Origin of the sequence: Nocardia asteroides, assembly GCF_021183625.1 — a bacterium.
GTDB lineage: Bacteria > Actinomycetota > Actinomycetes > Mycobacteriales > Mycobacteriaceae > Nocardia > Nocardia asteroides_A.
The window spans coordinates 5,195,684-5,222,570 of the sequence record NZ_CP089214.1 but is presented as its reverse complement, the minus strand read 5'-3'; the positions used below and the strand labels follow the sequence as shown (position 1 = coordinate 5,222,570).

Genomic DNA, 26,887 nt, shown 5'->3' with positions numbered 1-26,887 from the left:
GAGAGGAAAACAGTGTTGGACGTGAATCATAGGTGCTCCTACCGTGAGGTCATGACCACCACATCGCCGCAGGAGATCGCCGCGCAGCTCGGCTCGGGCCTGCTCTCGTTCCCCGTCACCCACTTCCGCGCCGATGGCTCGTTCGACGAGGCCGCGTACCGGGAGAACATCGCCTGGCTCGGGCAGTTCGACGCCGCCGGGCTCTTCGCCGCGGGCGGCACCGGCGAGTTCTTCTCGCTGACCCCCGGCGAGGTCGAGCAGGTCGTCACCGCCGCCGTGCGGGAGGCGCCCGCCGGGCTTCCGGTGATCGCACCGGCCGGCTACGGCACCGCCACCGCCGTCGAGATGGCCCGCTCGGCCGAGCGGGCAGGGGCGCACGGCCTCCTGCTGCTGCCGCCCTACCTCACCGAGGCGAGCCAGGAGGGGCTTGGTCGAGCACGTGAAACGGGTGTGCGCGGCCACCGAGCTCGGGGTCACCATCTACTCGCGGGCCAATGCCGTCTTCTCCGACGTGGCCGTCGCCGAGCTGGCCGACAGCTGCCCGAACCTGGTCGGCTTCAAGGACGGCGTCGGCGATATCGAGCAGATGACCAGGATCTTCGCCCGGGTCGGCGAGCGGCTCACCTATGTGGGCCGACCGCGGAGCTCTTCGCACTGCCGTACCTGGCGCTCGGCGTCACCACCTACTCCTCGGCCATCTACAACTTCGTGCCGGAGTTCGCGCTCGCCTTCTACCGGGCGGTGCGCGCGAACGACACCGAGTTCGTGCGGAACGCGCTGAACGACTTCGTGATCCCCTACTGCGAGCTGCGCAACCGGAGATCCGGGTACGCGGTGAGCATCATCGAGGCGGGCATGACGGTGGTCGACCGCCCGGCCGGCCCCGTGCGCAGCCCGCTGACCGACCTGGACGACGTGGAACTGGCCGAGCTGGCCGATCTCGTGAAGCGGGTGAGCTGATTTGACCACCACCGAAACACTCCTGACCGGCGCCGCGCTGATCGGCAATGCCGACGTACCCGGCGGGGGCACGCCATTCCGCGCCGTGAATCCGGCGACCGGCGCCACGCTGGACCCGGTCTTCCGGCCGTCGACCGACGCGGACGTCGCGTGGGCCGCCGAACTCGCGCACCGAGCCTTCAAGCTCTACCGCCGCACCGGCCTCGAGCAGCGCGCGACCTTCCTGGAGAGCATCGCCGCCGAGCTCGAGGCGCTCGGCGACCAGCTGCTCGAGCGGGTCATGGCCGAGACCGGGCTGCCCGAGCCGCGGGTGCGCGGCGAGCTCGGCCGGACCACCGGCCAGCTGCGGCTCTTCGCCGCCGTTGTACGCGAGGGCAGCTGGACCGGCGCCCGGCTGGACACCCCCGACCCCGCGCGCAGCCCGCTGCCCAAGCCGGACCTGCGGCAGCGCCGGGTGCCGCTGGGCCCGGTCGCGGTCTTCGCGGCGAGCAACTTCCCGCTGGCCTTCTCGGTGGCGGGCGGCGACACCGCCTCCGCGCTCGCCGCGGGCGCCCCGGTGGTCGTCAAGGCGCATCCCGCGCACCCGGGCACCTCGGAGCTGGTCGGCCGCGCGATCCGGAACGCGGTGCGGGCCAACGGGCTTCCGGAGGGCACCTGCTCGCTGGTGCACGGCGGCGTCGAGCCGGGGCTGGCGCTGGTGCGGCACCCGCGGATCGCCGCGGTCGGCTTCACCGGGTCGCGGCAGGGCGGGCTCGCCCTGGTCGCGGCCGCGGCGGCGCGGCCGGTGCCGATCCCGGTCTTCGCCGAGATGTCCAGCGTGAACCCGGTCTTCGTGCTGCCCGCTGCGCTCGCCGAGCGCGGCGCGCAGCTCGGCGCGGAGTTCGTCGCCTCGTTGACCACCGGCGTCGGCCAGCTCTGCACCAGCCCGGGGCTGGTCTTCCTGGCCGACGGGCCGGGCGCGGACGAGTTCGTGGCCGCGGCGAGCGCCGCGGTCGGCGGGGCGGCCGCCGCACCCATGCTGAACACCGGCATCGCCTCCGCCTTCGCCAGCGGCGTGCGCAGGCTGACCGGGAGCGCGGGAGTCACCATCGCGGCCTCCGGCACCGACGCGAGCGATACCTGCACCGGCGTTCCGCACCTGTTCGTCACCGACGCGGAGCGCTTCGCCGCCGATCCGGCGCTGCGCGACGAGGTCTTCGGCCCGTCCTCGCTCGTGGTCCGGGTGGCGGGCGCCGACCGGCTGCCCGCGCTCGCCGCCGAGCTGGAGGGGCAGCTCACCGCCACCGTGCACGCCGCGGCGGGCGACCGCGAGCAGGCCGCCGCCCTGCTGGAGGAGCTGGAGCTGGTGGCGGGCCGGGTGCTCTTCGACGGCTGGCCCACCGGCGTCGAGGTCGGGCACGCGGTCGTGCACGGCGGCCCCTTCCCCGCCACCAGCGCCCCCGCCACCACCTCGGTCGGCAGCCTGGCCATCGAGCGCTTCCTGCGCCCGGTCGCCTACCAGAACGTGCCCGATGCCCTGCTCGCCGACGAAATCCGCGCGGCGAACCCGCTCGGCATCTGGCGGCGGGTGGACGGCTCCCTCACCAGGGAATGATCAGCACCGCGATGCGCGCCCGGCTGCCCGGCCGGGCGCGCGTCGTTGCTTCCTAGACGTTCACCACGGTTTTCAGCCAGCCGTCGTGGCGCAGGTCGAACTCCCGGTAGGCATCGATGGCGGCGACCGTCTCGATGCGCTGGGTGATGAAGCGGGTGGGGTCGATGTCGCCGCGCGCGACCCGGCCGAGCAGGCCGGGGATGTAGCGGCGGTGGTTGCAGTTGCCGCCCTGGACTGTGAGATTCCTGTTCACCGTCGCGCCGACCGGGAAGGCGTCGAAGTCCGGCGGGTACACCCCGATGATGCCGATGCTGCCCGCCTTGGCGACGGCGTCGGCGGCCCAGCGCAGCACCAGGCTCGGGCCGTCACCCGCCAGCCACTGACCTTCGCCGGTATTGCCTTCGGGTGCCGCCTGGCTGCGCTCGGCCTCGAAGGTATCGGCGTCCACCGGCAGGTTCGCTTCCGCCGGGCCGGACTTCGGGCGCTGGGCGTCGACGCCGACCGCGTCGATCACCCGGTCGACGCCGATTCCGCCGGTCAGCTCGCGCACCGCGGCCACCGGGTCCTCGGCGTTGAAGTCGATCGGCTCGGCGTTCTGCGAGCGGGCGATCTCCAGCCGGTCGGCGAGGCCGTCCACCACCAGCACCCGGGACGCCCCCTGCCGCTTCGCCGAGGCGATCGCGCACTGCCCGACCACCCCGGCGCCGAACACCAGCACCGTGTCACCCTGCGTGACCTGCGCCAGCTTCGCGCCGAACCAGCCGGTCGGCAGCACGTCGGAGACCATGATGGCCTGCTCGTCGGTGACCGCGTCCGGCACCTTGACCAGGGTGGTCGCGGCGTACGGGATCCGCGCGTACTCGGCCTGCAGCCCGTCGACCGGGCCGGTGCCCTCGGGGCCGCCGAAGAAGCTGGTGCCCGCCTGCGGGCCGTTCGGATTGGCGACATCGCACTGCGCGTAGTAGCCGGCCCGGCAGTAGCCGCAGTGGCCGCAGGCGATGGTGGAGCACACCACCACCCGGTCGCCCTTCGCGAAACCGCGCACCGCGGAGCCGGTCTCCTCGACCACCCCGACCGCCTCGTGCCCGAGCACGGTGCCCGGCAGCAGCCCGGGCATGGTGCCGCGCACCAGGTGCAGGTCGGTGCCGCAGATGGCGGAGGTGGTGATCCGCACGATCGCGTCGGTCGGCTCCTGGATCTTCGGGTCGCTCACCTCGTCGAGGCGGATGTCACCGACGTCGTGCCAGACGACTGCTTTCACGTCGTTCTCCTCTGCTCGGTAGGTCGGGGTGCGGCTACCCGAGGTCCGGAGACGAAAACAGGGCCCCGGCCCCCGGGTGGGGGTCAGGGCCCTGTGGCTTCGGTGTTGCGGCCGGTTCAGTAGTCCCGGCTCGAGGAGGAGCGGCTGCTGCGACCGGCGGCGCGCGCCTGGCGCCGCTTCTCGCGGAGCTCGGCGAGCTCCTGCTCCAGCATGTCGGCGACCCGGAGCGCGCCGGTGTCGTAGACGTCCGAGGTGGCCGGGATCGGCGCGGGCTCGGGCTCGGGGGCCTTCTTCTTCCTGCCGACGGCGGCCAGCGGGCCGGTGCGCGGGCCGGAGGAGCGCGGCCGGGAGGGGGTCGGCTCGATCGGCATCATGATCGGGTCGAGATCCGCGGTGGGCCGGGCGGCGGCCTTGCTGGCGAAGCTGATCACCGGCGCGGCCGGGCGATCCGCCTCCGGAACCTCGACCGGCGCGGTCGCGCGGGCGGTGGCCTGCCTGGACACCGGCTGCGCCGCGGCGGCCGACCTGCCCTGGCCCGCCGCCCGAGCGGCGGGCTGGGCGACGCGGGCAGGCTGCGCGGAGCGTGCCGCCGCGGCCGGCTGCGCCGACCGGGCCGCTGCCGCAGGCCGGGCGGACCGTGCTGCCGCCGCGGGCTGGGCGGACCGGGCCGCCGCGGGCTGCGCGGACCGTGCGGCCGCAGGTTGGGCGGACTGTACCGCCGCGGGCTGCGCGGACCGCGCGGCGGCGGGCTGCGCCGCGGGCGCGGCGATCGGCTCGGCCACCCGGGCGGCGGCGGGCCGGACGACGGGCTCGGCGGCCGCGGGCTCCGGAGCGGGCTCCGGGACAGCGGTCGGCTTCGACCGCACCGCGGCGGGCTCGGCCGCGACCCGCACCGTGGCAGCCGGGGCGACCTTCGCGGCAGGCTTCGGCGCGGGCTGCTCCTCGACGGCGGGCGCGGCCTCCTCGACCGGGGCCTGCTTCGCGGCGACGGTCCTGGTGGCCGTCTTCGCGGCGGGCCGAGCCGCCTTGGCGGCGGTCTTCCGGGCCGGCTTGGCCGGCTGCGGCTCGACGGGGACGTCGGCCTCGGCGTCGATGGCCGGGATCACGCCGGTCGGGGCGTCGTCCGCGGCCACCTCATCCGCAGCGCGCTGCGGCGTCGCCGCCACGGGCTTGGTGGCCTTGACGACGGCCTTGGTGCGCTTGGCCGGGGCGTTCTTCGGCTCCTCGGCCGCCTCCTCCTCGACCTCGGCGAGCTCGGCCGTCACCGGCTGCCGCGCGGGCTGATTCGGCGAGCGGAAGGCGCTCGCCCCCTCGGCGCCGCCGGTGAGCTCGGTGCGCTCGTCCTCGTCCGGCTGCTCGGCGGCGTCCGGATCGTTGTCCGGGTCCTCCGGCGGCAGCTCGTCCTCTTCGACGACCTCGTACTCGCCCTCGGCCATCGGGGGCAGCGCGGCGGGCTCGTCGATCGGTGGCCTGCCGAGTTCGGTGATGGCGCTGCCGCGGTAGGCGCCGGGCATCCGCAGGCGGATCTGGTCGGTGGCGTCCGGCAGGTCGCGCACCTGGGCCGTCGCCCTGGCGATCGCCAGGCCGTAGCGGGCGCTCACCGCGTCGTGGATGAGCAGCGCGACGCCGATCATCACCGGCGCCACCGCGTGCACCGCGGCGTCGTACCAGTTGCCCAGCCGGACATACGGATAGGTGTTCAGCGAGACGGTGAGCAGCAGCAGCGCGGCCTCGGCGGCGAGCACCTGGCGCCGGTTGTCGATGACGCCCCACTCGGCCACCTTGTTGGTGCCGATCATGATGATGATCAGACACGCGCTGATCATCGCCTCGAGCAGGTAGCTGAACCAGAAGAGCGGGTCGGACGGGCCGCCGGGCGCGATGTTCTGCTGGACGTTGACCGCCGACCACAGCATGCCCGCCGTGACGACGCCCGCGAGGGCCCGCAGCGACCAGGCGCGATGCCGGTAGAGCGAGGCGAGTTTGGCGTGCGGGCTCGACTCGCGCCGCTGCGCGGCGATCGCTCTACGGGCGAGCAGGAGATCTCGCATGTCGGCCTTCTCGATGGCTTCGGTGGTCTGCCTGGCGCGGTCCGAGGCCGAGGCGGCGGCCTGCACCTCTTTCCACCGTTGCCCGCGCTCCTCGATGCGGATGCGCTCGGCGAGTTCGCGCTCGGCGCGTAGTTCGTCCTCCGAGAGCGCCTGGGTCAGCGCCGGATCGAACTGGTACGCGAGACGGCCTCTCGCCCGCTCGACCCGCCTCGCCAGCGCGGTGACATCGTCTTCGTTGTTCTGGTCGATGGTCACTGCGACTCCCTGCCGGGACGATACGATGGCAGACAAGTGATCACGCGTGGGTACGGTACCCGGCTTCGCCGTTCGTCGCACCGTCGTGGCCGAATTGCTTTCATGCCCTTTCGCTATCGCTCATTCCGCGGATCCCGCGGGTCCGAACGGTCCCGCCCGAAGCGCGGGCGCGATCGACTTCGGCGCCGAGCGTATCGCCACCTCGGCGTAGCACCGGAGACGGTGGCGAAATATATCAATACCGACCGGCGTTGCGCGGCAGGCGGTCTGCCCCGCCGCACGCCGAAAGCGGCTCCGGCAGCAGGGGATCGGTGTTCACGGCGCGCCGGGAAGCAGCCCGGCGCGCACGCCGAGCGCGGCGGCCTCGCCGCGGGTGGAGACCGCCAGTTTCTTCAGCACGCCGGTGACGTGGAACTTGACCGTGCTCTCCGCGACCCCCAGCTCGGCGGCGATGGCGCGGTTGCGCCTGCCCGCGGCGAGCAGCCCGAGCACCTCGCGCTCGCGCCGGTTGAGCCGGTCCAGCGCGCCGCGCTCCCTGCGCACCGCGGGTGCGGCGAGCGGGAGCCGCAGCGCCACCCGGCTGCCCCAGCCGGGCAGCGCCTCGATCTCCAGCGCGGCGCGCAGCGTGCGGACCCGGCCCTCGAGGGCGCGGCGCAGGGCGTCGGCGTCGATGACGCCGGATTCCTGGTCGCGCACATCGATGCGGAGCGCGGCGTCGGCGTGCTCCCAGCCGACCCGGAGCCGGCGCAGCCCGGGCTGGCCGACGAAGGCGAGCACGACGGCGGTGGTCATGGCCCTGGCGCCGACGGCGATCTCGCCGGGCAGCGGGGCGCCCGCGCCGGGGGCGGCGAAGAGCACCTCGGTGTCCCTGAGCACCGGCGCGAGCTCGGCGCGCAGCCGGTCGAAGGCGGCGGCGGGCGGCTCCTCGGCCAGCGCGCGCTCGGTCGCCCTGCCCGCGCGGGCGGCGAGCAGTGCGGCGGAGGCGGTTTCGACGGCGGCGGCCCGCGCCTGCCGGTCGTCGAGCCCGGTGGCGCGCAGGGTGGCGAGGACCGCGGTGAGCGTGGCCTCGTGCGCGGCGGTGAGCTCGGCGACGGCGCGGGATCGCTCCGCGGAGGCGGCGCGGGCCTCGGTGAGGTACTCCGGGCTGGCCTGGGCCACCTGCTGCCGGATCGAGGTGGCGACGATGCCGAAGCGGGCGGCCAGCTCGGCCGCGCCGGGCAGCGCGCAGCGCTCGTCGGCCTCGCACGGCAAGGTCGCGGCCGGGTCGACGGGGTCCCGTCCGGCGGTCGCCCGCGCGGCCCGCACGGGCCGGGCCGGTTCCCGCGGCACCAGGACGAGCAGGATTCCGGACCGGTCCAGCACCGCCCACAGGCGACGCTCCGCCTCGCCGAGCCGCGCCGTGAGCTCGGCGTGCTCGCCGGGGGCGAGTGCGGAGCGCACCGCCTCCAGCTCGCCGATGCCGACCCGGTCGACCACCTCGGCGGCCCCCGCCACCTTGCGCGGCCGCCCGGTGCACTCCCTGGTGAAGATCACCAGCGCGTCGTGCGGCCACCGCTCGGCCAGGTACCGGGAGCAGCGGCGGGCGATCTCGGCCAGCGGGCCGTCGATCACAGCGCGCAGGGCGGGCAGGTCAGCAGGGGTCACGGCGGGCTCGGCCATCGCGGCCGAGTCTAGGCGACCTAACCGAAAGGCGAGGTTTTCCTGTCCGTCCGGCCAGGACACCCCCGGCCTCCGCACCGATACGGTCGAGGTAGCCATGCGGGTACACGCATGCGTCCATACCGTCGTCTGAAGGGATGAACAGCCATGCCACAGCAGGTTCGCGGGGTGGTCGCGCGGAGTAAGGGGGCTCCGGTCGAGCTCACCGACATCGTGATTCCCGACCCGGGCCCGGGCGAGGTGGTGGTCGAGGTCGCCGCCTGCGGCGTCTGCCACACCGACCTGCACTATCGCGAGGGCGGGATCAACGACGAGTTCCCGTTCCTGCTCGGCCACGAGGCCGCGGGCACGGTGGAGAGCGTCGGCGCCGGCGTAGACACCGTCGAGGTGGGCGACTTCGTCATCCTGAACTGGCGCGCGGTCTGCGGCCGCTGCCGGGCGTGCAAGCGCGGCCGCCCGCAGTACTGTTTCGACACCTTCAACGCCACCCAGAAGATGACGCTGACCGACGGCACCGAACTCACCCCGGCGCTCGGCATCGGCGCCTTCGTGGAGAAGACGCTGGTGCACGCGGGCCAGTGCACCAAGGTCGACCCCGAGGCCGACCCCGCCGTGGTCGGGCTGCTCGGCTGCGGGGTGATGGCGGGCATCGGCGCCGCGGTGAACACCGGCGGCGTGAGCCGGGGCGATTCGGTCGCGGTGATCGGCTGCGGCGGCGTCGGCGACGCGGCCATCGCGGGCGCCAAGCTGGTCGGCGCGACGCCGATCATCGCCGTGGACCGGGACGACACCAAGCTGGAGTGGGCGCGGGAGCTCGGCGCCACGCACACGGTGAACGCCGCGGAGACCGACCCGGTCGCCGCCATCCAGGAGCTCACCGGCGGCTTCGGCGCCGACGTGGTGATCGAGGCGGTCGGCCGCCCGGAAACCTACGAGCAGGCCTTCTACGCCCGCGACCTGGCGGGCACCGTGGTGCTGGTCGGCGTGCCGACCCCGGAGATGCGGCTGGAGCTGCCGCTCATCGACTTCTTCTCCCGCGGCGGCGCGCTCAAGTCGTCCTGGTACGGCGACTGCCTGCCGGAGCGCGACTTCCCCGTGCTGGTCGAGCTGTACCGGCAGGGCAGGCTGCCGCTGGAGAAGTTCGTCACCGAGCGGATCGGGCTGGACCAGGTCGAGCAGGCCTTCCACACCATGCACGGCGGCAAGGTGCTGCGCTCGGTGGTGGTGCTGTGAGCGGCGAGCTGCGCATCGATCAGGTGGTGACCTCCGGGGTCTTCACCCTGGACGGCGGCAGCTGGGACGTGGACAACAACGTCTGGCTGGTCGGCGACGACGACGAGGTGCTGATCGTGGACGCCGCGCACGACGCGGGCCGGATCGCCGAGGCCGTCGGTAGCCGCCGGGTGCTCGGCGTGGTCTGCACGCACGGCCACAACGACCACGTCACCGCGGCACCCGAACTCGCCGAGCGGCTGGATGCCCCGATCCTGCTGCACCCCGGCGACGAGCCGCTCTGGCGGATGACGCACCCGGACGCCGCCTACCGGCCGCTCGCCGACGACCAGCGCATCCCGGTGGCCGGCACCGACCTCCGGGTGATCAGCACCCCGGGCCACTCCCCCGGCTCGGTCGTCCTGTACCTGCCCGAGGCCGGGGTGCTCTTCTCCGGCGACACCCTGTTCAGCGGCGGCCCCGGCGCCACCGGCCGCTCCTTCTCCGACTTCCCGACCATCATCGGCTCGATCCGGGAGCGGATCCTCACGCTCCCGGCGGAGACCAGGGTGCACACCGGCCACGGCGACGGCACCACCGTCGGAGCCGAGGCGCCGCACCTCGAGGAGTGGATCGCCCGCGGCCACTGAGCCCGCTCGCGACGAGGGGCCCGGCGCCTGCGCGCCGGGCCCCGCGCTCCGAGCGGTGCGTCAGCCGATGCTGAACGGCTGGCCCCACAGGGTCACCACCGACTGCACGTGATCGGTCTCCACCTTGACCCGCACGAAGGCGCGGGCCTGGGCGTAGCCGCCGCAGCCGGTCAGCCCGATGGTGGAGTCGGCCCAGGTCACCGAGCCGTTGTTGCCCTTGAACGAGTTGTTGGTCGCGTGGTCCTCGCTGCCGTAGTCGTCCGGCTTCTCGATGTCGAGGATGTAGAACGAGGTCGCCTGGCCGGGGCCGAGCGAGAGGTTGCCGCCGGACTCGACACCGAGCACGGATTCCTCGTCCCCTACGTCGAAGCCGCCCGCGAGAGCGCCCTCCACTCCACCGCCGGAGATGTTCACCTGGCAGCCAACGACGTAGCCGGGGTAAATCTTGCCGCCGATATCCTCCCCGCCCTCCACGCTGACCTGCGCCGAGCCCGAGACCCACGCATTGCGGTGCGCCGGGGTCGAGCCCAGCGACGGGTTGATGTTGGCCGACTCGCCGACCAGGCTCACCGTCACCACGGTGCCGTCGGAGAGCGCCTTGGTGATGCTGCCGCCCGGCAGGGCGACGAAGGTGTCGGCGTTGGCGGCACCGGTGGAGAACAGGCCGACGGCGACCGTGGCGGCGGCGCCGATACCCGCCACCCGCGCCAGTGTGTTGCTGTTGCGCATGAGTAACCCCTCTTGGATTGAAACCGCTTCAGCGAGTGTGTGATTCGACCGAACAGACCTGATCAGCCGATGCTGAACGGGAGGCCGTAGAGGGACGTCTTCGAGTAGTCGTCGCCGATGATCTCGACCACGGTGTAGGCGCGGGCCTGCGCGTAGCCGGCACAGCCCTGGATCTCGATCTCCACGTCCTGGTACTCCACCGCGTAGACACCGGGCTCGGTGATGTCCTTGATCTCGATCTGCACGAACTTCACCTCGCCGGGGCCGAGGTCGAGGCCGATGGAGCCCTCGAAGGCGCCGTCGCCGAGGGCTTCGCTCCCGTCGAAGGGAAAGGTCAGGCCGAGGCCGCCACCGAGCCCGGCCGAGATGGCCTCGTCGCTGATCGATACCTGGCAACCGACGATGTAGCCGGTATTCAGCTGCGAGGCGCCGTGGGTGGAGGAGTTGTTGCTCCCCGGGTCGTCGGCGGGGCCGTTGAACGGCCCGATCTCACCCTCGGGGGTTGCGGTGACATCGGCGACGGCATTGCCGGAGACCCACACGACCCGGCCCGCGCCATTGGCCGCGAGCGAGGGCGAGACGATGGCGTGCTCCCCGGTGCGGCTGACGGTGACACCGGGGCCGAGCTTCTGGCCGTCCGGCAGCGGCACGAAGGTGTCGGCATTGGCAGCGCCGGTCGAGAAGAGTCCCAGGGCTACGGCGGCCGCGGCGCCGATACCGGCGACGCGCACACCGGTGGTGCGGTGGTTGGTCATTTTTCCCCTCATCACAGAATTCTTCGCAGAGTTCAGGCCAGGAAAACTTGATATGAACGCTCGAGTACGGTGAGGCAACCAGCTTGGTGCGGTCGTGCGACAGAACTTCGCGATCTAGTGCGGATCCGTCCCGACTACCTCGGGAAAGCGGGTCGCTAGATTCGCGAGACAACGCCGGATTTCCTGCAGATCACGCGTCAGCCGCCGGGACTCGGTGGTCGATCTGGGCGTGCCGCGGCGGGTGAGATCCGCTTCCAGCACCCTGGCGAGTTCGCCGGCTTCGCGCCGGAGCAGAGCATACAGCAACCGGGCCTGCTCGCGATCGGATTCGTCGGGCATCGGCGGTGCTCAGCGGCGACACGAAGCGAAAACGGCCATACCTCATAGTTGGTCACGCGCACCACCGCGTCAACGTGAACACTCCAACGCGCGGACGACTCCACCTATCGGACAAACCTCCCGAAACGGCATGTCCGAGAATCCCGTTTCCACTTCTGCGGGCACCACCCTATAGTTGGCGGAAGCAACTAGTTGAGGTGGTCAAGTACATGTCTCCTGCCGATTCCGGCGCGCCGAGCGACGCCGAACTCGCGGCCGCCGACCGGCTCGGTAGGCAGCTGGTGCGGTTCGCCCGCGCGCTGAACCGGGTGCGGCACCGCTCCGCCGCCGATGACGCCAGGCACCTGGACAAGCTCGCCTACGCCATGCTCTTCCGGCTCGTCGAGCACGGCCCGCAGCGCACCGGGCGCCTCGCCGACCTGCTCTATGCGGAGATCTCGCTGGTCAGCAGGCAGACCAGGACGCTGGTGCAGCTCGGGCTGGTCGAGCGGCGGTCCGACCCGGACGACGGCCGCGCCAGCGTGCTCACCGCCACCGAGGACGGCGTTCGCGTCTTCGAGCAGGCCAGGCAGCGGCGCAGCGAGTGGCTGGCCGGGCTGGTGGCGGGGTGGTCGGCCGCCGAGGTCGGGCAGCTCACCGTGCTGCTGGACCGGCTGAACGACGGGATCGAGGCGGACCCGAGGGATTCCGAGCCCGGCGCGGCGGCGCGCGGGTGACCGGCACCATCGAGCGGACGCCGGGACAGCTCGAACACCGGCAGATCCTCACCGTGCTCTCCGGGCTGCTGCTCGGGCTCTTCCTCGCCGCGCTGGACCAGAACATCGTCAGCGTGGCGATCGTGCCCATCGCCAACAGCCTCAACGGCTTCGACCAGCAGGCCTGGGCCACCACCGCCTACCTGATCACCGCGACCATCAGCACCCCGCTGTACGGCAAGCTCGCCGACATCTACGGCCGCAGGCCGCTCTACCTGCTCGCCATCGGGATCTTCGTGCTCGGCTCGGCGGCCTGCGCCTGCGCCGCCACCATGCACCAACTGGCCGCCTTCCGCGCCTTCCAGGGGCTGGGCGCGGGCGGGCTGATGTCGCTGGCCTTCACCATCATCGCCGACCTGGTTCCCGCTCGGGAGCGGGTGCGCTACCAGGGCTACAACACGACGGTCTTCGGCATCGCCACCGTGCTCGGCCCGGTGCTCGGCGGCTTCTTCGCCACGCACGACACGCTGCTCGGGCTCACCGGCTGGCGCTGGGTCTTCCTGGTGAACGTCCCGATCGGCATCGTGGCGCTGGTCGTCGTCGCCAAGGTGCTCAGCACCCCGCACCGGCCGCAGCGGCACCGGATCGACTGGTTCGGCGCGGTCGCGCTCGCCTTCGCGGTGGTGCCGCTGCTGCTCGTCGCCGAGCAGGGCAGGAGCTGGGGCTGGAGCTCGCCGCCTGCGCTGCTCTGCTACGGCGTCGGGGCCGCGGGCACCGCGCTGTTCATCCTGGTCGAGCGGCGGATGCGGGATGCCGCGCTGATCCCGCTGCGGCTCTTCCGGAACCGGACCTTCAGCGCGGGGATCGCGGGCGGGCTGCTGATCGGGATCGCGATGTTCGGCGGGCTCGCCATGCTGCCGCAGTACCTCCAGGTGGTGCAGGGCCTCTCGCCGACGATGGCGGGGCTGATGATGCTGCCGATGGTCGTCGGCATCACGCTCGGCTCGCAGGTAGCCGGGCGGGTGACCCGGATGACCGGGCGCTACAAGGTCTTCCCGGTCGTCGGCAGCGTGCTGGTCGGGATCGGCGGGCTCTGCTTCGCCCAGCTGGCGCACGACAGCCCGCTGTGGCTGCCGCTCGGCATCGGCGGGCTGGTCGGGATCGGGCTCGGCACCAGTCTGCAGACGCTGATCATCGCCATCCAGAACGCCGCGCCGCGCGCGGACATGGGCGCCTCCACCGCGGCGGCGACCTTCTTCCGGCAGATCGGCGGCACGCTCGGCGTGGCGGCGTTCCTCACCGTGCTCTTCAGCCTGCTGCCCGCCCGGATCCTGGCGGCGGCGGGCGGGGCGCTGCCCGCCGGAACCGACCCGGCGCTGCTCGACGTGCTGCGCAGCGACACCAGCGGCATCGCCGCGCTGCCGGAGGCGGTGCGGACCCCGGTGCTGATCGGCTTCACCGAGGCCATGCACCCGGTCTTCTACACCGCCGCCGCCGTCGCCTTCCTCGCCGCGCTGGTGCTGCTCCTCCTCGACGAGATCCCGCTGCGCGAGCCGGAGCCGGTCGAACCACTCTGACCCGCGGGTTTTCCCGCCCGGCCCGGGGTACAGCGGCCCCATGACCAACACCGACATCGACCTCGCGAGCCTGCGCACCCGCACGAACGGAAATGCGGCCGACCCCGGCACCGCGACCGAACTCGAGATCGCGCACGCCCTGCGCACCGCCCGAGCCGCGCAGCCCGGCTGGGCGGCGACCCCGGCTACCGAGCGCGCCGCCGCGCTGCACGCCGCCGCGGCCACGCTGCGCGCGCACGCCGACGAGCTCGCCGCGATCCTGGAGCGGGAGACCGGCCGCCCGGCCGCCTCCGGCGCGGAGGGCGTCGAGGCGGGCGCGGGCACCCTGGTGCAGTACGCCGAGCTCGGGCCGGTGCACCGCGGCCGGACGCTGCGCGGCGGCGCCGACGCCACCGACTTCATGGTCCCCGAGCCGCGCGGCGTCGTCGCGGCGCTGACCCCGTGGAACGACCCGGTCGCCATCGCCTGCGGGCTGCTCGGCGCCGCGCTCGTCACCGGGAACACGGTGCTGCACAAGCCGAGCGAGCGCTGCCCCGGCACCGGCGCCCGGCTCGGCGAGCTGCTCGCCGCGCACCTGCCGGACGGCGTGCTGCAGACCCTGGGCGGCGCGGGCGAGGTCGGCGCCGCGCTGGCCGCCGCGCCGGAGGTCGACGTGGTCGCGCACGTCGGCGGCACCGCCACCGGCCGCTCGATCGCGGCGGCCGCGGCGCGCACCGGGGCCAAGGTGCTGCTGGAGAACGGCGGCAACGACGCGCTGCTGGTCGACGCCGATGTCGACCCGGTGTGGGCGGCCGAGCAGGCCGCGCTCGGCGCCTTCGCCAACGCCGGGCAGATCTGCGTCTCGGTGGAGCGGATCTACGTGCACCGCGCCGTCGCCGAGCCGTTCCTGACCGCGCTGGTCGCCGCGGCGCAGCGCTGGAACGCCGACCCGCAGCCGCTGGTCGACGAGGTGCAGCGGGCGCACGTGCACGCGCACGTCAGCGAGGCCGTCGCGGCGGGCGCCCGCGTGCTGGCCGGCGGTGAGCCCGGCCCCGGCGCCCACTACCCGGCCACCGTGCTCACCGAGTGCGAGCCGGGCATGCGGGTGCTGCGCGAGGAGACCTTCGGGCCGGTCGCGCCGGTGCGCGTGGTTCCCGACTTCGCGACCGGGCTGGCCGAGGCCGCCGACGACGAGCACGGCCTCGCCGCCACCGTGCTCACCGCGAACATGGCGCACGCGCAGCGGGCCTGGCGCGCGCTGCCGGTGGGCACGGTCAAGATCAACGCGGTCTTCGGCGGGGCGCCGGGCGGTGCGGCCCAGCCGCGCGGCCGCTCCGGTACCGGCTTCGGCTACGGGCCGGAGCTGCTCGACGAATTCAGCACGGTCAAGGTTGTGCACCTGGCGAGCCCGCCCGAGCACCCCTGAACAGGTCGTACGCTGGACTTCGTGACCGAAGTCCTGGAGCGCGGCGCCGAGTCCGTCGAGTCCGTCGCAGCACTGCTCGCCGGGCGCAGCCTCGCCGTGCTCACCGGCGCCGGGATCTCCACCGACAGCGGGATCCCGGACTACCGCGGCCCCGGCTCCCCGCCCCGCAACCCCATGACCTACCAGCAGTTCGTCGGCGACCCGGTGTTCCGGCAGCGCTACTGGGCGCGCAACCACGTCGGCTGGCGCACCATGGACGGCTCCCGGCCGAACCCGGGCCACCGCGCGCTGGCCCGGCTGGAGCGCGCGGGCGTGGTCACCGGGCTGATCACGCAGAACGTCGACCTGCTGCACACCAAGGCCGGGCACCGCGCGGTGATCGACCTGCACGGCACCTACGCCAGGGTGCGCTGCCTCGGCTGCGAGCGGCTGATCTCCCGGATGGCGCTGGCCGACCGGCTGGAGGCGGCCAACCCCGGCTTCGCGGCCGCCGCCGCGGCCGACGGGCTGGAGGTCGCGCCGGACGCGGACGCCGTGATCGCGCGCACCGACACCTTCCGGATGGTCGACTGCGCGCGCTGCGGCGGGATGCTCAAGCCGGACATCGTCTACTTCGGCGAGAACGTCCCCAAGCCCCGGGTCGCCGCGGCCTTCGCGCTGGTGGACGCCGCGGACGCGGTGCTGGTCGCCGGGTCGTCGCTGACCGTCATGTCCGGGCTGCGGTTCGTCCGGCACGCGGCCAAGCAGGGTAAACCGGTGGTGATCGTGAACCGCGGCAGCACCAGGGGCGACGAGTGCGCCACCCGCACCGTCGACGCGGGCTGCTCCCCCGTGCTCGCCGCGCTCGCCGAGCGCCTGGGCTGAGCCGCCGGGCTCAGCGGCGGGCGCGCCACCGGCGGTCGGCTCAGAACAGGGTCGGGGCCTCCGCCGGTTCCGGCTCGGGTAGCGGCTCCAGCTCCGGGACGAGATCCCGCACCTCGGCGTGGAAGCGCCTGGCCAGGCCGAGCGCGTCGCCGTTGTCCGGGGTGTGTACGAAGACCGTCGGCGAGCGCCCCTCCCGCAGCCACCCCGAAACCGTCTCCAGCCAGGGCGCCCAGCCCGCGGCGGTGGCCTCGGCGTCGTCGCGGCCGTGGTAGCGGACCACCGGGTGCGGGCCGAGCGCGGGGGTGCGGCGCGGCAGCCGCGGCTTCTTCCCCCACGCCTCGTGCTCGGCCGGGGTGCGCGGCGGCGCGGCGTAGAGCGTCGTGGTGTCGAAGGTGACCCACTCGGCGCCCGCCGCGTTCAGAACCCGCACCAGCCGCCGCGCCTGCTCGACATCCTCGAAGAAGGCCGGGTGCCGCACCTCGACCGCGATTCCCGGCCCCGCGGGCAGCGCGGGCAGGAAGTCGGCGAGCGCGCCGAGGTCGTTCGGCCCGAACGTCGGCGGCAGCTGCACCCAGAGCGCGTGCAGGCTCGGGCCCAGCGGCTCCATGGCGTCCAGGAAGGCGGCGAGCTCGGCCGCGCCGCCGCCGAGCCGGTGCTCGTGGGTGACCGGGCGCGGCAGCTTGGCGTAGAAGCGGAACTCAGGGGTCAGCTGGGCAGCCCAGGATTCCGCGGTGCGCCGCGCCGGGGTGGCGTAGAAGGTGGTGTTGCCCTCGACGGCGGTGCAGTGCTCCGCATAGCGGCGCAACCGCTCGGCGGCAGGCGGCTGCCGCTCGAACCAGGACCCGTGCGACCACATCGCACACCCCACGTGGAGTCGCATCCCGCCACGCTAGCGCAGCGGGGTGCGCGCTCAGGAGATGAGCGTGTTCATGATGGTGCCCGCGCTGGTGGCCACCACCCCGCCGATCATGCCGCCGGCGATCATCTTCGGCGAGGTGAAGCTGCTGCCGTGCCACTTCTCCCAGGCGAACTTGCCGCCCGCGACCGTGATCCCGGCGACCCCGGACAGGATCGAGAACCAGGTGATGTACCTGACCATCTGCAGGATCTCGCCGGAGAGCGGCGGCGCCTCCGGAGTCGGGTTGCCCACCTGAGCGAGCAGGAACATGTCGTGCGCCGTGCTGAAGACCATATGGGGCTCCCCTGAGGATTCCGCAACCGTTGCGCAAACAGTGATCTCCTCGGATTATGCGCGGGAAAGCAGCACCTAGTCAACGACCAGCATCGGCGTGGCAAACCGAACGGTTTGCGCTATCCGACCGGCACTTCCGCCGCCGCACCCGGCTTGTCGGTTCGCATTGCTACCTTCTCGCTCGAGATCGACCGAACGACGAAGCGGGGCAAGACGATGACGACCGGTACCTGCACCTACCTGGAACTGTCCGAGGACGACGGTTCGGCGCACAAGTTCTACGAGGTCGGCGTAACCGGCACCCAGGTGACCATCCGGTACGGCCGGATCGGCGACCAGGGCCAGGTCAAGGTCAGCGGCTTTCCCACCGAGGACAAGGCGCGCGCCGCGGCGGCCAAGAAGATCGGCGAGAAGGTGCGCAAGGGGTACGCCCCCGCGGTGCGGGGGGAGCGCGCCAAGCGGCAGGGCACCAGGCGCACCATCACCAGCACCCGCTCCACGGCGAAGGCGGCCCCGGTGCTGTGGAGCTTCGACTCCGGTGCCTCCGCCTTCGGCATCTTCGTCGACGACGAGCGCTGCTGGGTCGGCAACGAGACCGGCGACGTCTTCACGCTCGCCCTCGACGGCACCGTCACCGGCCGCTTCCGCCTCCCGGACGCCGTCAAGTGCATTGTGGCGGACGATTTCTGGATCTACGCCGGGTGCGACGACGGCCGGGTCTACGACCTCTCCGGCAAGGTGCCGCGCGCCGCCTACGAGATCGCCGCCGACGTCGACATCTACTGGCTCGACATCCACGACGGCATCCTCGGCGTCTCCGACTGCGAGGGCGGCGTCACCGTGATCGACCACGAGGAGGAGTCGCTCTGGTCGCACCGCAGCCGCGGCGACTCCGGGTGGATGGTGCGGATCGACGACACCGGGGTCTACCACGGGCATTCGCTCGGCGTCAGCAAGTACGGCCTGGAGCGCGGGGAGCAGCTCTGGCAGGTGCCCACCGGCCCGGTGCTCTTCGGCTGGCAGGAATCCGGCGCGGTCTACGCGGGCACCAGCAGAAACGATGTCCGGATGATCGGCAAGGACGGCACCGACGCGATCACCTACCGCTGCGACGCCGCGGTCTTCTCCTGCGCCACCTCGCCGGACGGCCGCTACGTCTTCGCCGGTGACAACCACTCCTCGGTGTACTGCTTCGACGCGAGCGGGCAGCGGCTCTGGAAGCTCGGCACCGGCTGCGGCTCCGCGTACTCCATGCAGTACCACGCCGACCGGCTCTACCTCGTCACCACCACCGGCGCGCTGGCCTGCCTCGACGTCACCGAGAGCGCGATCCGCGGCGCGGAGCAGGGCGTGCTGCCGCGCACCGTCTCGATCAAGGCACCGGAGATCTCCGCGGTGGCGCCGAGCTCGACCGTCGAGGTGACCACAAGAGCGGGCGACGGCATCGTGGTGGAGTGCGTCGAGCAGAGCGGCGGGCTGCGGGTGCGGGTGGTCTCGCCGGGGTACCGGGACGGCTGGAACGTGCAGTTCCCCCGGGACATCAGGGAGGCGGGCGCGCGCTACGTGGTCGACGCCATCGCCGAGTCCGGCCGCGGCGGCTTCTACCGGGTGCGCGGGGACATCCGCAGGCTGCGCTGAACCCCACGTCGAGCTCAATTACGGTACCTCGCGGTATCTTTCGAGCTACCACGCGGTCATCGCGGCCCGCCGCGCCCTAGGATAGGGGCGATTACGGTCCATCGAACGTGAGGTTCCCGCCTGTGTCCGACAATTCCCCCTCGGTCGAGATCGACCAGAGCAAGCCAAGCATTGCCCGCGTCTACGACTACGTGCTCGGCGGGAAGGACAACTACCCGGTCGACCAGGCGATCGGTGATCACTTCATCAACAACCTGCCCGGTTCGGTCGCCATCGCCAAAACCAACCGGGACGTGCTGGTCCGCGCCGTCCGCGAGCTCGCCGCCGACGGCATCAGGCAGTTCATCGACCTCGGCAGCGGGCTGCCGACCTCGGACAACGTGCACCAGGTCGCGGCCAGGCACGCCGCGGGGTCGAAGGTGGTCTACGTCGACAACGACCCGATCGTGCTCGCGCACGGCAGGGCCATCCTCGCCACCGACGACAACACCGTGGTGATCCAGGCCGACGCGGTCGACCCGGATGGCATCCGCAACCACCCGGAGTTGCGGCGGCTCATCGATTTCGACCAGCCGGTCGCGGTGATCTTCAGCGCGATCCTGCACCACCTGGAGGACCGGGAGAACCCGCTCGGCATCGTGCGCTTCTGGCGCGACCAGGTTGCGCCGGGCAGCGCGCTGTTCATCTCGCACTTCCGCTCCGGCGACAACGAGGAGACCAAGGCCGCGGAGGGCAAGCTGCAGGAGACCTTCGGCCGCGGCCGCTGGCGCAGCGACTCCGAGATCGCGGCCTTCTTCGAGGGGCTGGACATCGCCGAGCCCGGCATCGTGCCCGCCGTGCAGTGGCGCCCGGACAGCACCGGCCCGGACGCCATCGGCAGCGCCGAGCGCGAGCTCACCATCTGGGAGCGGCTGATCGTGGCCGGGGTGGGCTACAAGCGCTGACGCTCAGCGCTTCAGGCCGTGCGCCCGCGCGGTGATCCGGTGGATCGCCGCCGCGGGCAGCAGCCTGCGCAGCGCGAAGACCAGCGGTGCCCGGCTTCCGGTGGCGTACAGCGGCTTCGGCCTGCGGGCCCGCGCCACCTTCACGATCAGCGCGGCCACCTGCTCGGCCGCGATGCCGTTCTGCTCGTTGTGGTCGAGCTTGCTGATCATGGTCCGGTAGTCGGCCAGGTGCGCGGAGTCGGCGGCGATGTAGGCGGTGCGCCGCTCGCCGATCCCGGTGGCGATCGATCCGGGCTCCACCGTGCTGATCGCCACCCCGAACGGGGAGACCTCCAGCCGCGCCGCGTGCGCGAAGCCCTTGAGCGCGGCCTTGGTCGCCACGTACGAGGAGCGGTAGGCCAGCGGGAAGCTGGCCAGCATCGAGCCGACCATGATCACCCGGCCCGCGCCGCGCTCGCGCATCCCAGGGAGCACCAGCTGGGTGAGCCGCACCGGGCCGAGCACATTGATCCGGAAGAGCCGGTCCAGCGCGTCCGCGGGCAGCTCCTCCAGCGGGCCCGACTGGCTCTCGCCCGCATTGTTGACCAGCACGTCCACCGCGGGAAGGCCGGTGCCGAACGCCTCGATCGACTCCGCGTCGGCGAGGTCGAGCGCCCGGTACTCGACGCCGTCGATCCGGTTCGCCGCCGGGATCCGCTCCGGGTCGCGGCTGGTGCCGATCACCGTGTACCCCTGCGCGAGGAACAGGGCCGCGGTAGCGCGGCCGATCCCCGACGACGCTCCGGTGACGACGACGGTCTGCGACATCCGAACTCCTCGTGGTGCGAAAGCCCGCGCCATCGGGCGCGGGCCATCCCGACCCTAGCGGAGCCGGAGCCCGCCTCACTCCAGCCGCAGCGCAGCCATCGGGCAGCTGTCCGCCGCCAGCCGCGCGTTCTCCAGGTCGGCGGCGGCGAGCTCGCCCGGCGCCACGATCACCACATCGTCGTCGCCGACCCGGAACAGCTCCGGCGCCACCGCCTCGCACATGCCGTGGCCCTCGCAGCGCTCGGTGTCGGCGAGCACCCTGGTCACGCCAGCCGCTCCAGCCGGATCGGCAGCCCGTCCGCCGGGGTCGGGCCGGTGGTCGGCACCATCGGCGGCAGGTACCCGGCAGGCACCGACCAGCGGTAGCTCAGCAGCATCCGGTGCAGCACCGCCTTGACGGTCATGCCGCCGAAGTAGAGCCCGATGCACTTGTGCGCGCCACCGCCGAAGGGCGGAAAGGCGAAGCGGTGCGACTTGTCCTCGCGGCGGCCGTCGATGAAGCGCTCCGGGTCGAAGGTGTCCGGGTCGTGCCAGAACTCGGCGTTGCGCATCAGCCCGAACGGCCCGGTCATCACCAGCGTCCCCTTCGGCACGAAGTGGCCGCAGAGCTCGGTATCGGAGGTGGTCTCGCGGGCCTGCTGGCCGACCGGCGCCCACATTCGCAGCGCCTCGCGGAAGGCCAGATCCAGCGACGGCAGCTGCTCCAGATCGGCGTAGTCCAGTGAATCCTTGCCGAGTGCCAGCGATTCCGCGCGCACCCGCTCCTGCCACTCGGGGTGCCTGCCCAGCTCGTAGATCAGCATGGCGGAGGCGATGGTGCTCGTATCGTGCGCCGCCATCATCACGAAGATCATGTGCTCCACCACCTCCTCGTCGGTGAAGGCGTGGCCGTCGGTGCTGCGCGCCCGGGTCAGCACGCTGAACAGGTCGGCGCCGTCGCCCGCGCGCTTGGCGGGCAGCTCGCTGCGGAAGTACTCGGAGAGCGTGCGCCTGCCGCGCAGCCCGCGCGCCCAGACCCCACCGGGCACGTTCGCCCTGATGATCGCCATGCCGCCGTGCACCGCGTCCTCGAAGGCGTGCTCCAGCCGGTTCGCGATCGGGCCGAGCTCGGCGCCGGCGAAGACCGCGGTGGCCTGCTGCAGCAGCATCTTTTTGATCGCCGGGTAGACGTGGAACCGCGGGCCCGGCTCCCACTCCGCCACCGCGCGCTCCAGCAGCGGCGTGGTGAGCGCGAGGTACCCCTCCAGCCGGGGCCTGGTGAAGGCCTGCTGCATGATCCGGCGGTGGTGCAGGTGGTCCTCGAAGTCGCGCAGCATCAGCCCGCCGCGGAAGAACGGGCCGATCAGGTACTCCCAGCCGCGCTCGGCCGACATCACCTTGTTCCGGTCCAGCAGCACCGCCTCGAAGGCGGCCGGGCTGCCGACGAAGACCACCTTGCGGCCGAGCACCCCGACCCACTGCACATCGCCGAAGCGGTCGTAGCGCCGCTGGCCGAAGCCGAGCGGGTCGACGATGGAGTGGAAGGTGTAGCCGATCACCGGCGGGCCGGAATCACCGAGCACCGGTTTCAGCCCGCTGCCCGGCGGCGGCTCGGCGAGCGGCCGCACCCGGCTCGGAATCCGGTCGGCCAGCCGCACGGCGGCCCGCTGGACCCTGAAGGCGGCCCTGGCGCGGACGTGACGGTACTTCTCGGTGAGACCGTCGACGGTGGGCGGGGCAAGCAGAAGACTCATGACGGGTCATCCCTTCGCTTCTTTGCGAACAGGAACGACGATAGAGGAAACGTTCGTTTCCGTAAACGATTGTTTCCCAATTGGTGCTGTGCCAAGCTGGCGGGATGACCCGCGCATCGACCGGCACCTACCGGGGCGCCTCCTCGGAGGAGCGTCGCGAGGATCGGCGCAATCGGCTGCTGGACGCGGCGCTCGGCATCATCGGCACCAGGGGGCTCTCCGCGCTCACCGTGCGCGGGGTCTGCGAGCAGGCCAAGGTCGGGCCGCGCTTCTTCTACGAGGCCTTCGCCGACCTGGACGCGCTCGCCGCCGAGCTGCTGCTCCGCATCCAGCAGGCCGGGCTGGACCGGGCCCGCCGCGCCATCGCCGAGACCTCGGCCGACCCGGAGGCCAGGATCCGCGCCGGGGTCGCCGCGCTGATCACCGAGCTCACCGACGACCCGCGGCGGGCGAAGATCGTCTTCGCGCAGGCGTACGGCAGCGAGGCGCTGATGCGCAGCCGCTTCGACGGCATGCGCCGGGTGGCCGAGGTGATCATCGAGCAGACCAGGGTGGTGCTCGACCTCCCGCAGGGGCAGGACGCCGCCGTCGCCGTCACCTCGCAGCTCATCACCGGGGGCTCCGCCGAGCTGGTGCTGATCTGGCTGGACGGTCAGCTCGAGGTCGACCGGGACGGCCTCGTCGACCTGCTCGCCGACTTCGCCGTGGACATGCTGGCCCGGATCCCCGCGCTCGCCGAGCGGCTGCAGGCCACGAAGAAGTCCGCGGCCTCCTAGGGATCCACCTCGGTCTCGTTGACGATCCTGGTCATCTCCCTGAGCTGATCCCGGAAGCCGACGAGGTCGCGCGGGTCCATTCCGCTGGCGCAGGCGATGCGCTCCGGCACCGTGGCCGCCTGCTCGCGCAGCGCGGCGCCCGCCTCGGTCGGCGCGATCAGCACCGAGCGCTCGTCCGCGGCCGAGCGCACCCGCGCCACCACCCCGTTCGCCTCCAGCCGCTTGAGCAGCGGCGAGAGCGTGCCGGAGTCCAGGTCGAGCGCCTGGCCCAGCTCCTTGACGGTCACCGTGCCGCGCTCCCAGAGCACCAGCATCACCAGGTACTGCGGGTAGGTCAGCCCGAGCGCCTCCAGTAGCGGCCGGTACAGCCGGGTGACCGCACGGGACGCCGAATACAGGGCGAAGCACAGCTGCTGGTCCAGTGCCAGCGCATCCGTTCGCGACATCCCGCACCACCTCCTGCTTCGAAGTTAGCGAGCCGATCGGTTGCGGGCAATCGACTGTGCGCGGAATCGCGGTGCCGACGCCGGCCCCGGCCGCGCGGTGCCCGCTGTGATCAGCCACCCCGCGAGCAGCGCGAGCGGCACCGACACGATGCTGTAGACCCCGGCGGGCACCGCCATCCGGAGGTCGCCGAGCACGCTCACCGCGATCGTCATCGCCAGCGCGCTGTTGTGGATCCCGACCTCCATGGCGCAGGCCAGCGCCTGCGGCCGCGCCAGCCCGGCCGCCATCGGCACCAGGTAGCCCACGCCGAGGCCGAGCGCGCAGAGCGCCGGGATCAGCACCCCGAGCTCGGCCAGGTAGCCGCCGATATTGCGGCGCTCGACGACCAGCGCCGCCACCGTGGCCACGGCGAGGAAGCCGAGCGCGAGCCACCGCACCGGCCGGTCCAGCCGCGCGCTCCACCCGGGCCGGGCCGCCCTGGTCAGCATCCCGGCCAGCACCGGGACCAGCACCAGCGCGAAGACCTGGAGCAGCTTGCCCGACTGCAGCCCGAGCCGCTCCTGCCCGGCGGGGGCGAAGTAGGTCAGCGCGAGATTCGCGACCACCGGCAGGGTCAGCACGGCGAGCAGCGCGTTGATCGCGGTGAGCGTGACGTTCAGCGCGACGTCGCCGCGGAACAGGTGGCTGAGCAGGTTGGCGGTGGCCCCGCCCGGCGCGGCCATCAGCAGCATCACCCCGACCGCCGAGGCGGGGGCGAGGCCGGTCGCCACCACCAGCCCGAAGGCGATGGCGGGCAGCAGCACCAGCTGGCAGCCGAGCGCGACCAGCACCGCCCTCGGGTACCGGGCGACCCCGGTGAAGTCGGCGACGGTCAGCCCGAGCCCGAGCCCGAACATGATCAGCGCGAGCACGATCGGGAGCAGCACGGTGACCGGCCACGACCCCATGCCGACCTCCCGCGCCCGCCCCTACCGGCGCAGTTCGCCGCTGGCGGCCACTCTAGGTCGGCGGGCGGGCGGCGGGCATGCCACCAATCCTGGGGCGGGTCAGCGCGCGGCGCCGATGGTGGCGTCGGCGAGGAACTCCGCCGGGCTCACCCCGAACCTGGTCTCGATCAGCGTCAGCGCGGAGGCCAGCGCCCCCGCCGAATCCCGGCCCACCACGATCGACTGGGCCGGCGCCGCCCGCGCCCGGTCGACCGCGAGCCTGCACCAGTACCCGGAGCCGCGCGGCGGCGGGATCGGCGCCGGCCGGTGCACCGTCACCGAGACCGCCTCCCCGGCAACCAGCAGGCTTCCGGTCACGAGCACGTCGTGGCGCGGGTCCGCTGCTGCGGGCCCGGGGCTGTCGGTCATCGGTATCGGTTCCTTCCATCGGCGTTCCGCGGTCGGTCGCCGAGCGGCTGCCCGACGTGCGGGGGTAGGCGGGGCCGGCGATCTCCGACCAGAGTTACCCAGTGCGATCGGATTCCAATCGGAACCGTTCGCGGGTGTGCGGCGAGGTTGCCGACCGCGCCGACCTGGACCGGTGGTTGGCTACGTTCACCCGGTTGGCACAGCGGTCCGAGCAGAACCGCCTGCGGCCGTTGCGCGAGGTGTCGACGAAGACGAGGTCGCAACCGGCCCTGGCACACACGCCGATCCGGGCCGGGTCCGCGCAGAAGAGCTCGGCCAGCCCCGCCGCGGTGTACGCCTTGACCCGCTCGTCCAGCGGCGCCCGATCGGCGGCGTAGTGCAGGTGCGGCGCCCGGCCGTCGTGCGTGGAGATGTAGGGCCTGCTGGTGGTCTCGGCCAGCAGCGCGTTCACCACCTCGACCCCGGGCTCGTGGAAGACCTGCTCCAGCCGGACCGCCCAGCGGCGGAGCTCGGCCGCCTGCGCCGCGCTCACCGGCCCGACCGGGAGGTAGCCGGCCGCGGTGAGCAGCGCGGCGAGATCGGTGTCAGGGGCGGCGTTCACCAGCCGGGCGGCGAGCTCGGCCGCCGCGCCGCCGTAAGGGTTGAAATGCATAGAACCATTACATCAGGCTGGTGCCATGACCGTCACCTGCACCGCATGCTCCTGGCCCACCCCGACCCTGCTCTCCGCGCACGGCACCGTGCGGTACTGGCGCTGCGTCTGCGGGCAGTGGCTGGTGACCGAGGCGGAGTCGCTCACCGCGACCGCGGGCGGCAGCGACCTGGTCCGTTCCTGCCCCTAATCCGCACCGAAACGTCGCGTTCGCCCGGTGTGTGCTGCTATCTTTCGCTGGCTCGAATCACGAAGGGACACAATGCGAAACGCACTCCTGCTCGGCGTCGCCGGCGCCGCCGTCTCCGCCTTCCTCGCCGCCGCGGCCCCGGCATCGGCCGCGCCGCAGTCCGGCTGCCACGCCTCCTACCGCCCCTGCACCCCGATCACCTCGGACGTGGACTGCGCCGGGGGCAGCGGCAACGGCCCGGTCTACAGCGGCCGGGTCGAGGTCATCGGCCCGGACGAGTACGACCTGGACCGCGACGGCAACGGGATCGGCTGCGAGAACAGCTGATCCGCCGGACGACGAAGGCCCGCCCGAATTCCGGGCGGGCCTTCGTCGTTCGACAGATCAGACGCGCTCGAGCACGACCACCGGGATCACCCGGTCGGTCTTGGTCTCGTACTCGGCGAAGCCGGGCATGAGCTCGATCAGCTTGCCGTAGAGCCGGTCGCGCTCCGGGCCGCTCTCGATCGGGGTGGCGACGGCACGGAAGGTCTCGGTGCCGAACTCCACGGTGACCTCGGGGTTGGCCCTGATGTTGTGGTACCAGTCCGGGTTGGTGTCGGCGCCCGCCTTCGAGGCCGCGATCACGAAGCGCTCCCCATCCCTGGCCTGGGCCAGCGGGCTCACCCGCTGCGCGCCGCTCTTCGCCCCGGTCGTGGTGAGCAGCAGCAGCTCGGCGCCGGCGAAGGGCCCGCCGACCTTCCCCGCATTGGCCCGGAACTCGGCGATGATCTTCGCGTTGAAATCCTCGGCCACAGCCGCTCCCTCCGATGGCAGGTGCGCGGGTCCGCGCGGACCCGAGGCTACCGGCCCACGATCTCACCCGCTCCGGGTGACGCGGCGGCGCGCCGGGCCGGGCAGGCTCGGGGCACGGGAATCGGCGGAAGGAGCGGTGGTGGGCCCGTTGCGCTACCAGTTCATCATCGACGGCGACCTCTCCGAGCGCGCGCTCGCCGCTTTCCCCGAGCTCACCGCCTCGAAACGGGCGCCCGGCGCGGTGACCACCCTGTACGGCCCGGTCACCGACGCCGCCGCGCTGCGCGGCCTGCTGGCCAGGATCGACGCGCTCGGCCTCACCCTGCTGGAGCTGCGGCGGATGCCGGACTGA

General features: G+C 72.7%; 29 protein-coding genes and 1 pseudogene. 13 read left to right on the top strand and 17 right to left on the bottom strand.

What is annotated here, in order from left to right; translation table 11 throughout:
- Nucleotides 1-51: 51 nt before the first annotated feature.
- Both kdgD and LTT61_RS24275 read left to right on the top strand, forming a co-directional pair.
- Nucleotides 52-960: pseudogene (gene kdgD / locus LTT61_RS32995) on the top strand (5-dehydro-4-deoxyglucarate dehydratase).
- Nucleotide 961: 1 nt separating this feature from the next.
- Nucleotides 962-2,554, top strand: coding sequence for an aldehyde dehydrogenase (NADP(+)) (locus LTT61_RS24275; RefSeq protein WP_233016356.1), 1,593 nt, complete (start codon nt 962-964; stop codon nt 2,552-2,554).
- Nucleotides 2,555-2,606: 52 nt separating this feature from the next.
- Here the strand turns inward: LTT61_RS24275 and LTT61_RS24270 are convergent, their stop codons facing one another.
- The 3 genes from LTT61_RS24270 to LTT61_RS24260 form a co-directional block, all read right to left on the bottom strand.
- Entirely contained in the window at nt 2,607-3,815 is a 1,209-nt protein-coding gene (locus tag LTT61_RS24270) for a zinc-dependent alcohol dehydrogenase (RefSeq protein ID WP_233016355.1), read from the bottom strand.
- A 116-nt stretch (nt 3,816-3,931) separates the two neighbouring features.
- A complete protein-coding gene (locus LTT61_RS24265; protein ID WP_233016354.1) occupies nt 3,932-6,121 on the bottom strand; it encodes a hypothetical protein in 2,190 nt (729 codons plus the stop codon).
- Between the two features lie 315 nt (nt 6,122-6,436).
- Nucleotides 6,437-7,780 (bottom strand): LuxR C-terminal-related transcriptional regulator, encoded by a 1,344-nt coding sequence (locus tag LTT61_RS24260; RefSeq protein ID WP_233016353.1) that lies wholly within the window; start codon nt 7,778-7,780, stop codon nt 6,437-6,439.
- 147 nt (nt 7,781-7,927) lie between these two features.
- Between LTT61_RS24260 and LTT61_RS24255 the strand changes: the two genes are divergently transcribed.
- Both LTT61_RS24255 and LTT61_RS24250 read left to right on the top strand, forming a co-directional pair.
- On the top strand, nt 7,928-9,013 hold the full coding sequence (locus tag LTT61_RS24255) for an S-(hydroxymethyl)mycothiol dehydrogenase (protein WP_233016352.1): 1,086 nt from the start codon (nt 7,928-7,930) through the stop codon (nt 9,011-9,013).
- The gene (locus LTT61_RS24250) at nt 9,010-9,642 is read left to right on the top strand and encodes an MBL fold metallo-hydrolase (RefSeq protein WP_233016351.1); all 633 of its coding nucleotides are present in this window, start codon (nt 9,010-9,012) and stop codon (nt 9,640-9,642) included. The genes LTT61_RS24255 and LTT61_RS24250 overlap by 4 nt, the downstream gene beginning before the upstream one ends.
- 60 nt (nt 9,643-9,702) lie before the next feature.
- Here LTT61_RS24250 and LTT61_RS24245 read toward each other — a convergent pair whose 3' ends face one another.
- From LTT61_RS24245 to LTT61_RS24235, 3 genes are all read right to left on the bottom strand, one after another.
- Nucleotides 9,703-10,371 carry an MspA family porin gene (locus tag LTT61_RS24245; RefSeq protein WP_233016350.1) on the bottom strand — a complete coding sequence of 223 codons (669 nt, stop codon included), beginning with the start codon at nt 10,369-10,371 and terminating at the stop codon, nt 9,703-9,705.
- 62 nt (nt 10,372-10,433) lie between these two features.
- A complete protein-coding gene (locus tag LTT61_RS24240; RefSeq protein WP_233016349.1) occupies nt 10,434-11,126 on the bottom strand; it encodes an MspA family porin in 693 nt (230 codons plus the stop codon).
- A gap of 114 nt (nt 11,127-11,240) precedes the next feature.
- Entirely contained in the window at nt 11,241-11,465 is a 225-nt protein-coding gene (locus LTT61_RS24235; protein WP_233016348.1) for a hypothetical protein, read from the bottom strand.
- A 209-nt stretch (nt 11,466-11,674) separates the two neighbouring features.
- Here LTT61_RS24235 and LTT61_RS24230 point away from each other — a divergent pair, with 209 nt between their 5' ends.
- Genes LTT61_RS24230 through LTT61_RS24215 form a run of 4 tightly spaced genes read left to right on the top strand, consistent with a single transcriptional unit; the run spans nt 11,675 to nt 16,006 of the window.
- Entirely contained in the window at nt 11,675-12,181 is a 507-nt protein-coding gene (locus LTT61_RS24230; protein WP_233016347.1) for a MarR family winged helix-turn-helix transcriptional regulator, read from the top strand.
- Nucleotides 12,178-13,737, top strand: a complete 1,560-nt coding sequence (locus LTT61_RS24225; protein WP_233016346.1) for an MDR family MFS transporter — start codon at nt 12,178-12,180, stop codon at nt 13,735-13,737. The genes LTT61_RS24230 and LTT61_RS24225 overlap by 4 nt, the downstream gene beginning before the upstream one ends.
- Nucleotides 13,738-13,777: 40 nt before the next feature.
- Nucleotides 13,778-15,142, top strand: a complete 1,365-nt coding sequence (locus LTT61_RS24220; RefSeq protein WP_233016345.1) for an aldehyde dehydrogenase family protein — start codon at nt 13,778-13,780, stop codon at nt 15,140-15,142.
- Between the two features lie 21 nt (nt 15,143-15,163).
- Nucleotides 15,164-16,006, top strand: a complete 843-nt coding sequence (locus LTT61_RS24215) for an NAD-dependent protein deacetylase (RefSeq protein ID WP_233016344.1) — start codon at nt 15,164-15,166, stop codon at nt 16,004-16,006.
- A 40-nt stretch (nt 16,007-16,046) separates the two neighbouring features.
- Here LTT61_RS24215 and LTT61_RS24210 read toward each other — a convergent pair whose 3' ends face one another.
- A complete protein-coding gene (locus LTT61_RS24210) occupies nt 16,047-16,886 on the bottom strand; it encodes a DUF72 domain-containing protein (RefSeq protein ID WP_233016343.1) in 840 nt (279 codons plus the stop codon).
- A gap of 30 nt (nt 16,887-16,916) precedes the next feature.
- The gene (locus tag LTT61_RS24205; protein ID WP_233016342.1) at nt 16,917-17,198 is read right to left on the bottom strand and encodes a hypothetical protein; all 282 of its coding nucleotides are present in this window, start codon (nt 17,196-17,198) and stop codon (nt 16,917-16,919) included.
- A gap of 216 nt (nt 17,199-17,414) precedes the next feature.
- Here LTT61_RS24205 and LTT61_RS24200 point away from each other — a divergent pair, with 216 nt between their 5' ends.
- Both LTT61_RS24200 and LTT61_RS24195 read left to right on the top strand, forming a co-directional pair.
- Entirely contained in the window at nt 17,415-18,836 is a 1,422-nt protein-coding gene (locus tag LTT61_RS24200) for a WGR domain-containing protein (RefSeq protein ID WP_233016341.1), read from the top strand.
- Between the two features lie 122 nt (nt 18,837-18,958).
- On the top strand, nt 18,959-19,780 hold the full coding sequence (locus tag LTT61_RS24195) for an SAM-dependent methyltransferase (RefSeq protein WP_233016340.1): 822 nt from the start codon (nt 18,959-18,961) through the stop codon (nt 19,778-19,780).
- Between the two features lie 3 nt (nt 19,781-19,783).
- On the opposite strand, the gene LTT61_RS24190 is transcribed toward LTT61_RS24195, so the two are convergent.
- From LTT61_RS24190 to LTT61_RS24180, 3 genes are all read right to left on the bottom strand, one after another.
- Nucleotides 19,784-20,587 (bottom strand): SDR family oxidoreductase, encoded by an 804-nt coding sequence (locus LTT61_RS24190; RefSeq protein ID WP_233016339.1) that lies wholly within the window; start codon nt 20,585-20,587, stop codon nt 19,784-19,786.
- Between the two features lie 75 nt (nt 20,588-20,662).
- A complete protein-coding gene (locus tag LTT61_RS24185; RefSeq protein WP_233016338.1) occupies nt 20,663-20,854 on the bottom strand; it encodes a ferredoxin in 192 nt (63 codons plus the stop codon).
- Entirely contained in the window at nt 20,851-22,320 is a 1,470-nt protein-coding gene (locus LTT61_RS24180) for a cytochrome P450 (RefSeq protein ID WP_233016337.1), read from the bottom strand. The genes LTT61_RS24185 and LTT61_RS24180 overlap by 4 nt, the downstream gene beginning before the upstream one ends.
- A 104-nt stretch (nt 22,321-22,424) precedes the next feature.
- On the opposite strand from LTT61_RS24180, the gene LTT61_RS24175 reads away from it, so the two are divergent.
- Nucleotides 22,425-23,096: a TetR/AcrR family transcriptional regulator gene (locus tag LTT61_RS24175; RefSeq protein WP_233016336.1), complete on the top strand. Its 672-nt coding sequence runs from the start codon at nt 22,425-22,427 to the stop codon at nt 23,094-23,096.
- Here LTT61_RS24175 and LTT61_RS24170 read toward each other — a convergent pair.
- The 5 genes from LTT61_RS24170 to LTT61_RS32710 form a co-directional block, all read right to left on the bottom strand.
- A complete protein-coding gene (locus tag LTT61_RS24170) occupies nt 23,093-23,542 on the bottom strand; it encodes a MarR family winged helix-turn-helix transcriptional regulator (RefSeq protein WP_233016335.1) in 450 nt (149 codons plus the stop codon). The genes LTT61_RS24175 and LTT61_RS24170 overlap by 4 nt on opposite strands.
- Before the next feature lie 24 nt (nt 23,543-23,566).
- Complete coding sequence (locus LTT61_RS24165; protein WP_233016334.1) at nt 23,567-24,490, bottom strand: bile acid:sodium symporter family protein; 924 nt, start codon at nt 24,488-24,490, stop codon at nt 23,567-23,569.
- A 99-nt stretch (nt 24,491-24,589) separates the two neighbouring features.
- Complete coding sequence (locus LTT61_RS24160) at nt 24,590-24,898, bottom strand: hypothetical protein (RefSeq protein WP_233016333.1); 309 nt, start codon at nt 24,896-24,898, stop codon at nt 24,590-24,592.
- A gap of 94 nt (nt 24,899-24,992) precedes the next feature.
- The gene (locus LTT61_RS24155; RefSeq protein ID WP_233016332.1) at nt 24,993-25,550 is read right to left on the bottom strand and encodes a CGNR zinc finger domain-containing protein; all 558 of its coding nucleotides are present in this window, start codon (nt 25,548-25,550) and stop codon (nt 24,993-24,995) included.
- Between the two features lie 12 nt (nt 25,551-25,562).
- On the bottom strand, nt 25,563-25,697 hold the full coding sequence (locus LTT61_RS32710) for a hypothetical protein (protein ID WP_269821795.1): 135 nt from the start codon (nt 25,695-25,697) through the stop codon (nt 25,563-25,565).
- A 115-nt stretch (nt 25,698-25,812) separates the two neighbouring features.
- Between LTT61_RS32710 and LTT61_RS24150 the strand changes: the two genes are divergently transcribed.
- A complete protein-coding gene (locus LTT61_RS24150) occupies nt 25,813-26,067 on the top strand; it encodes a hypothetical protein (protein ID WP_233016331.1) in 255 nt (84 codons plus the stop codon).
- Between the two features lie 57 nt (nt 26,068-26,124).
- On the opposite strand, the gene LTT61_RS24145 is transcribed toward LTT61_RS24150, so the two are convergent.
- Nucleotides 26,125-26,535, bottom strand: a complete 411-nt coding sequence (locus tag LTT61_RS24145) for a nitroreductase family deazaflavin-dependent oxidoreductase (protein ID WP_233016330.1) — start codon at nt 26,533-26,535, stop codon at nt 26,125-26,127.
- 139 nt (nt 26,536-26,674) lie between these two features.
- On the opposite strand from LTT61_RS24145, the gene LTT61_RS24140 reads away from it, so the two are divergent.
- Nucleotides 26,675-26,887: a hypothetical protein gene (locus LTT61_RS24140; protein WP_420094690.1), complete on the top strand. Its 213-nt coding sequence runs from the start codon at nt 26,675-26,677 to the stop codon at nt 26,885-26,887.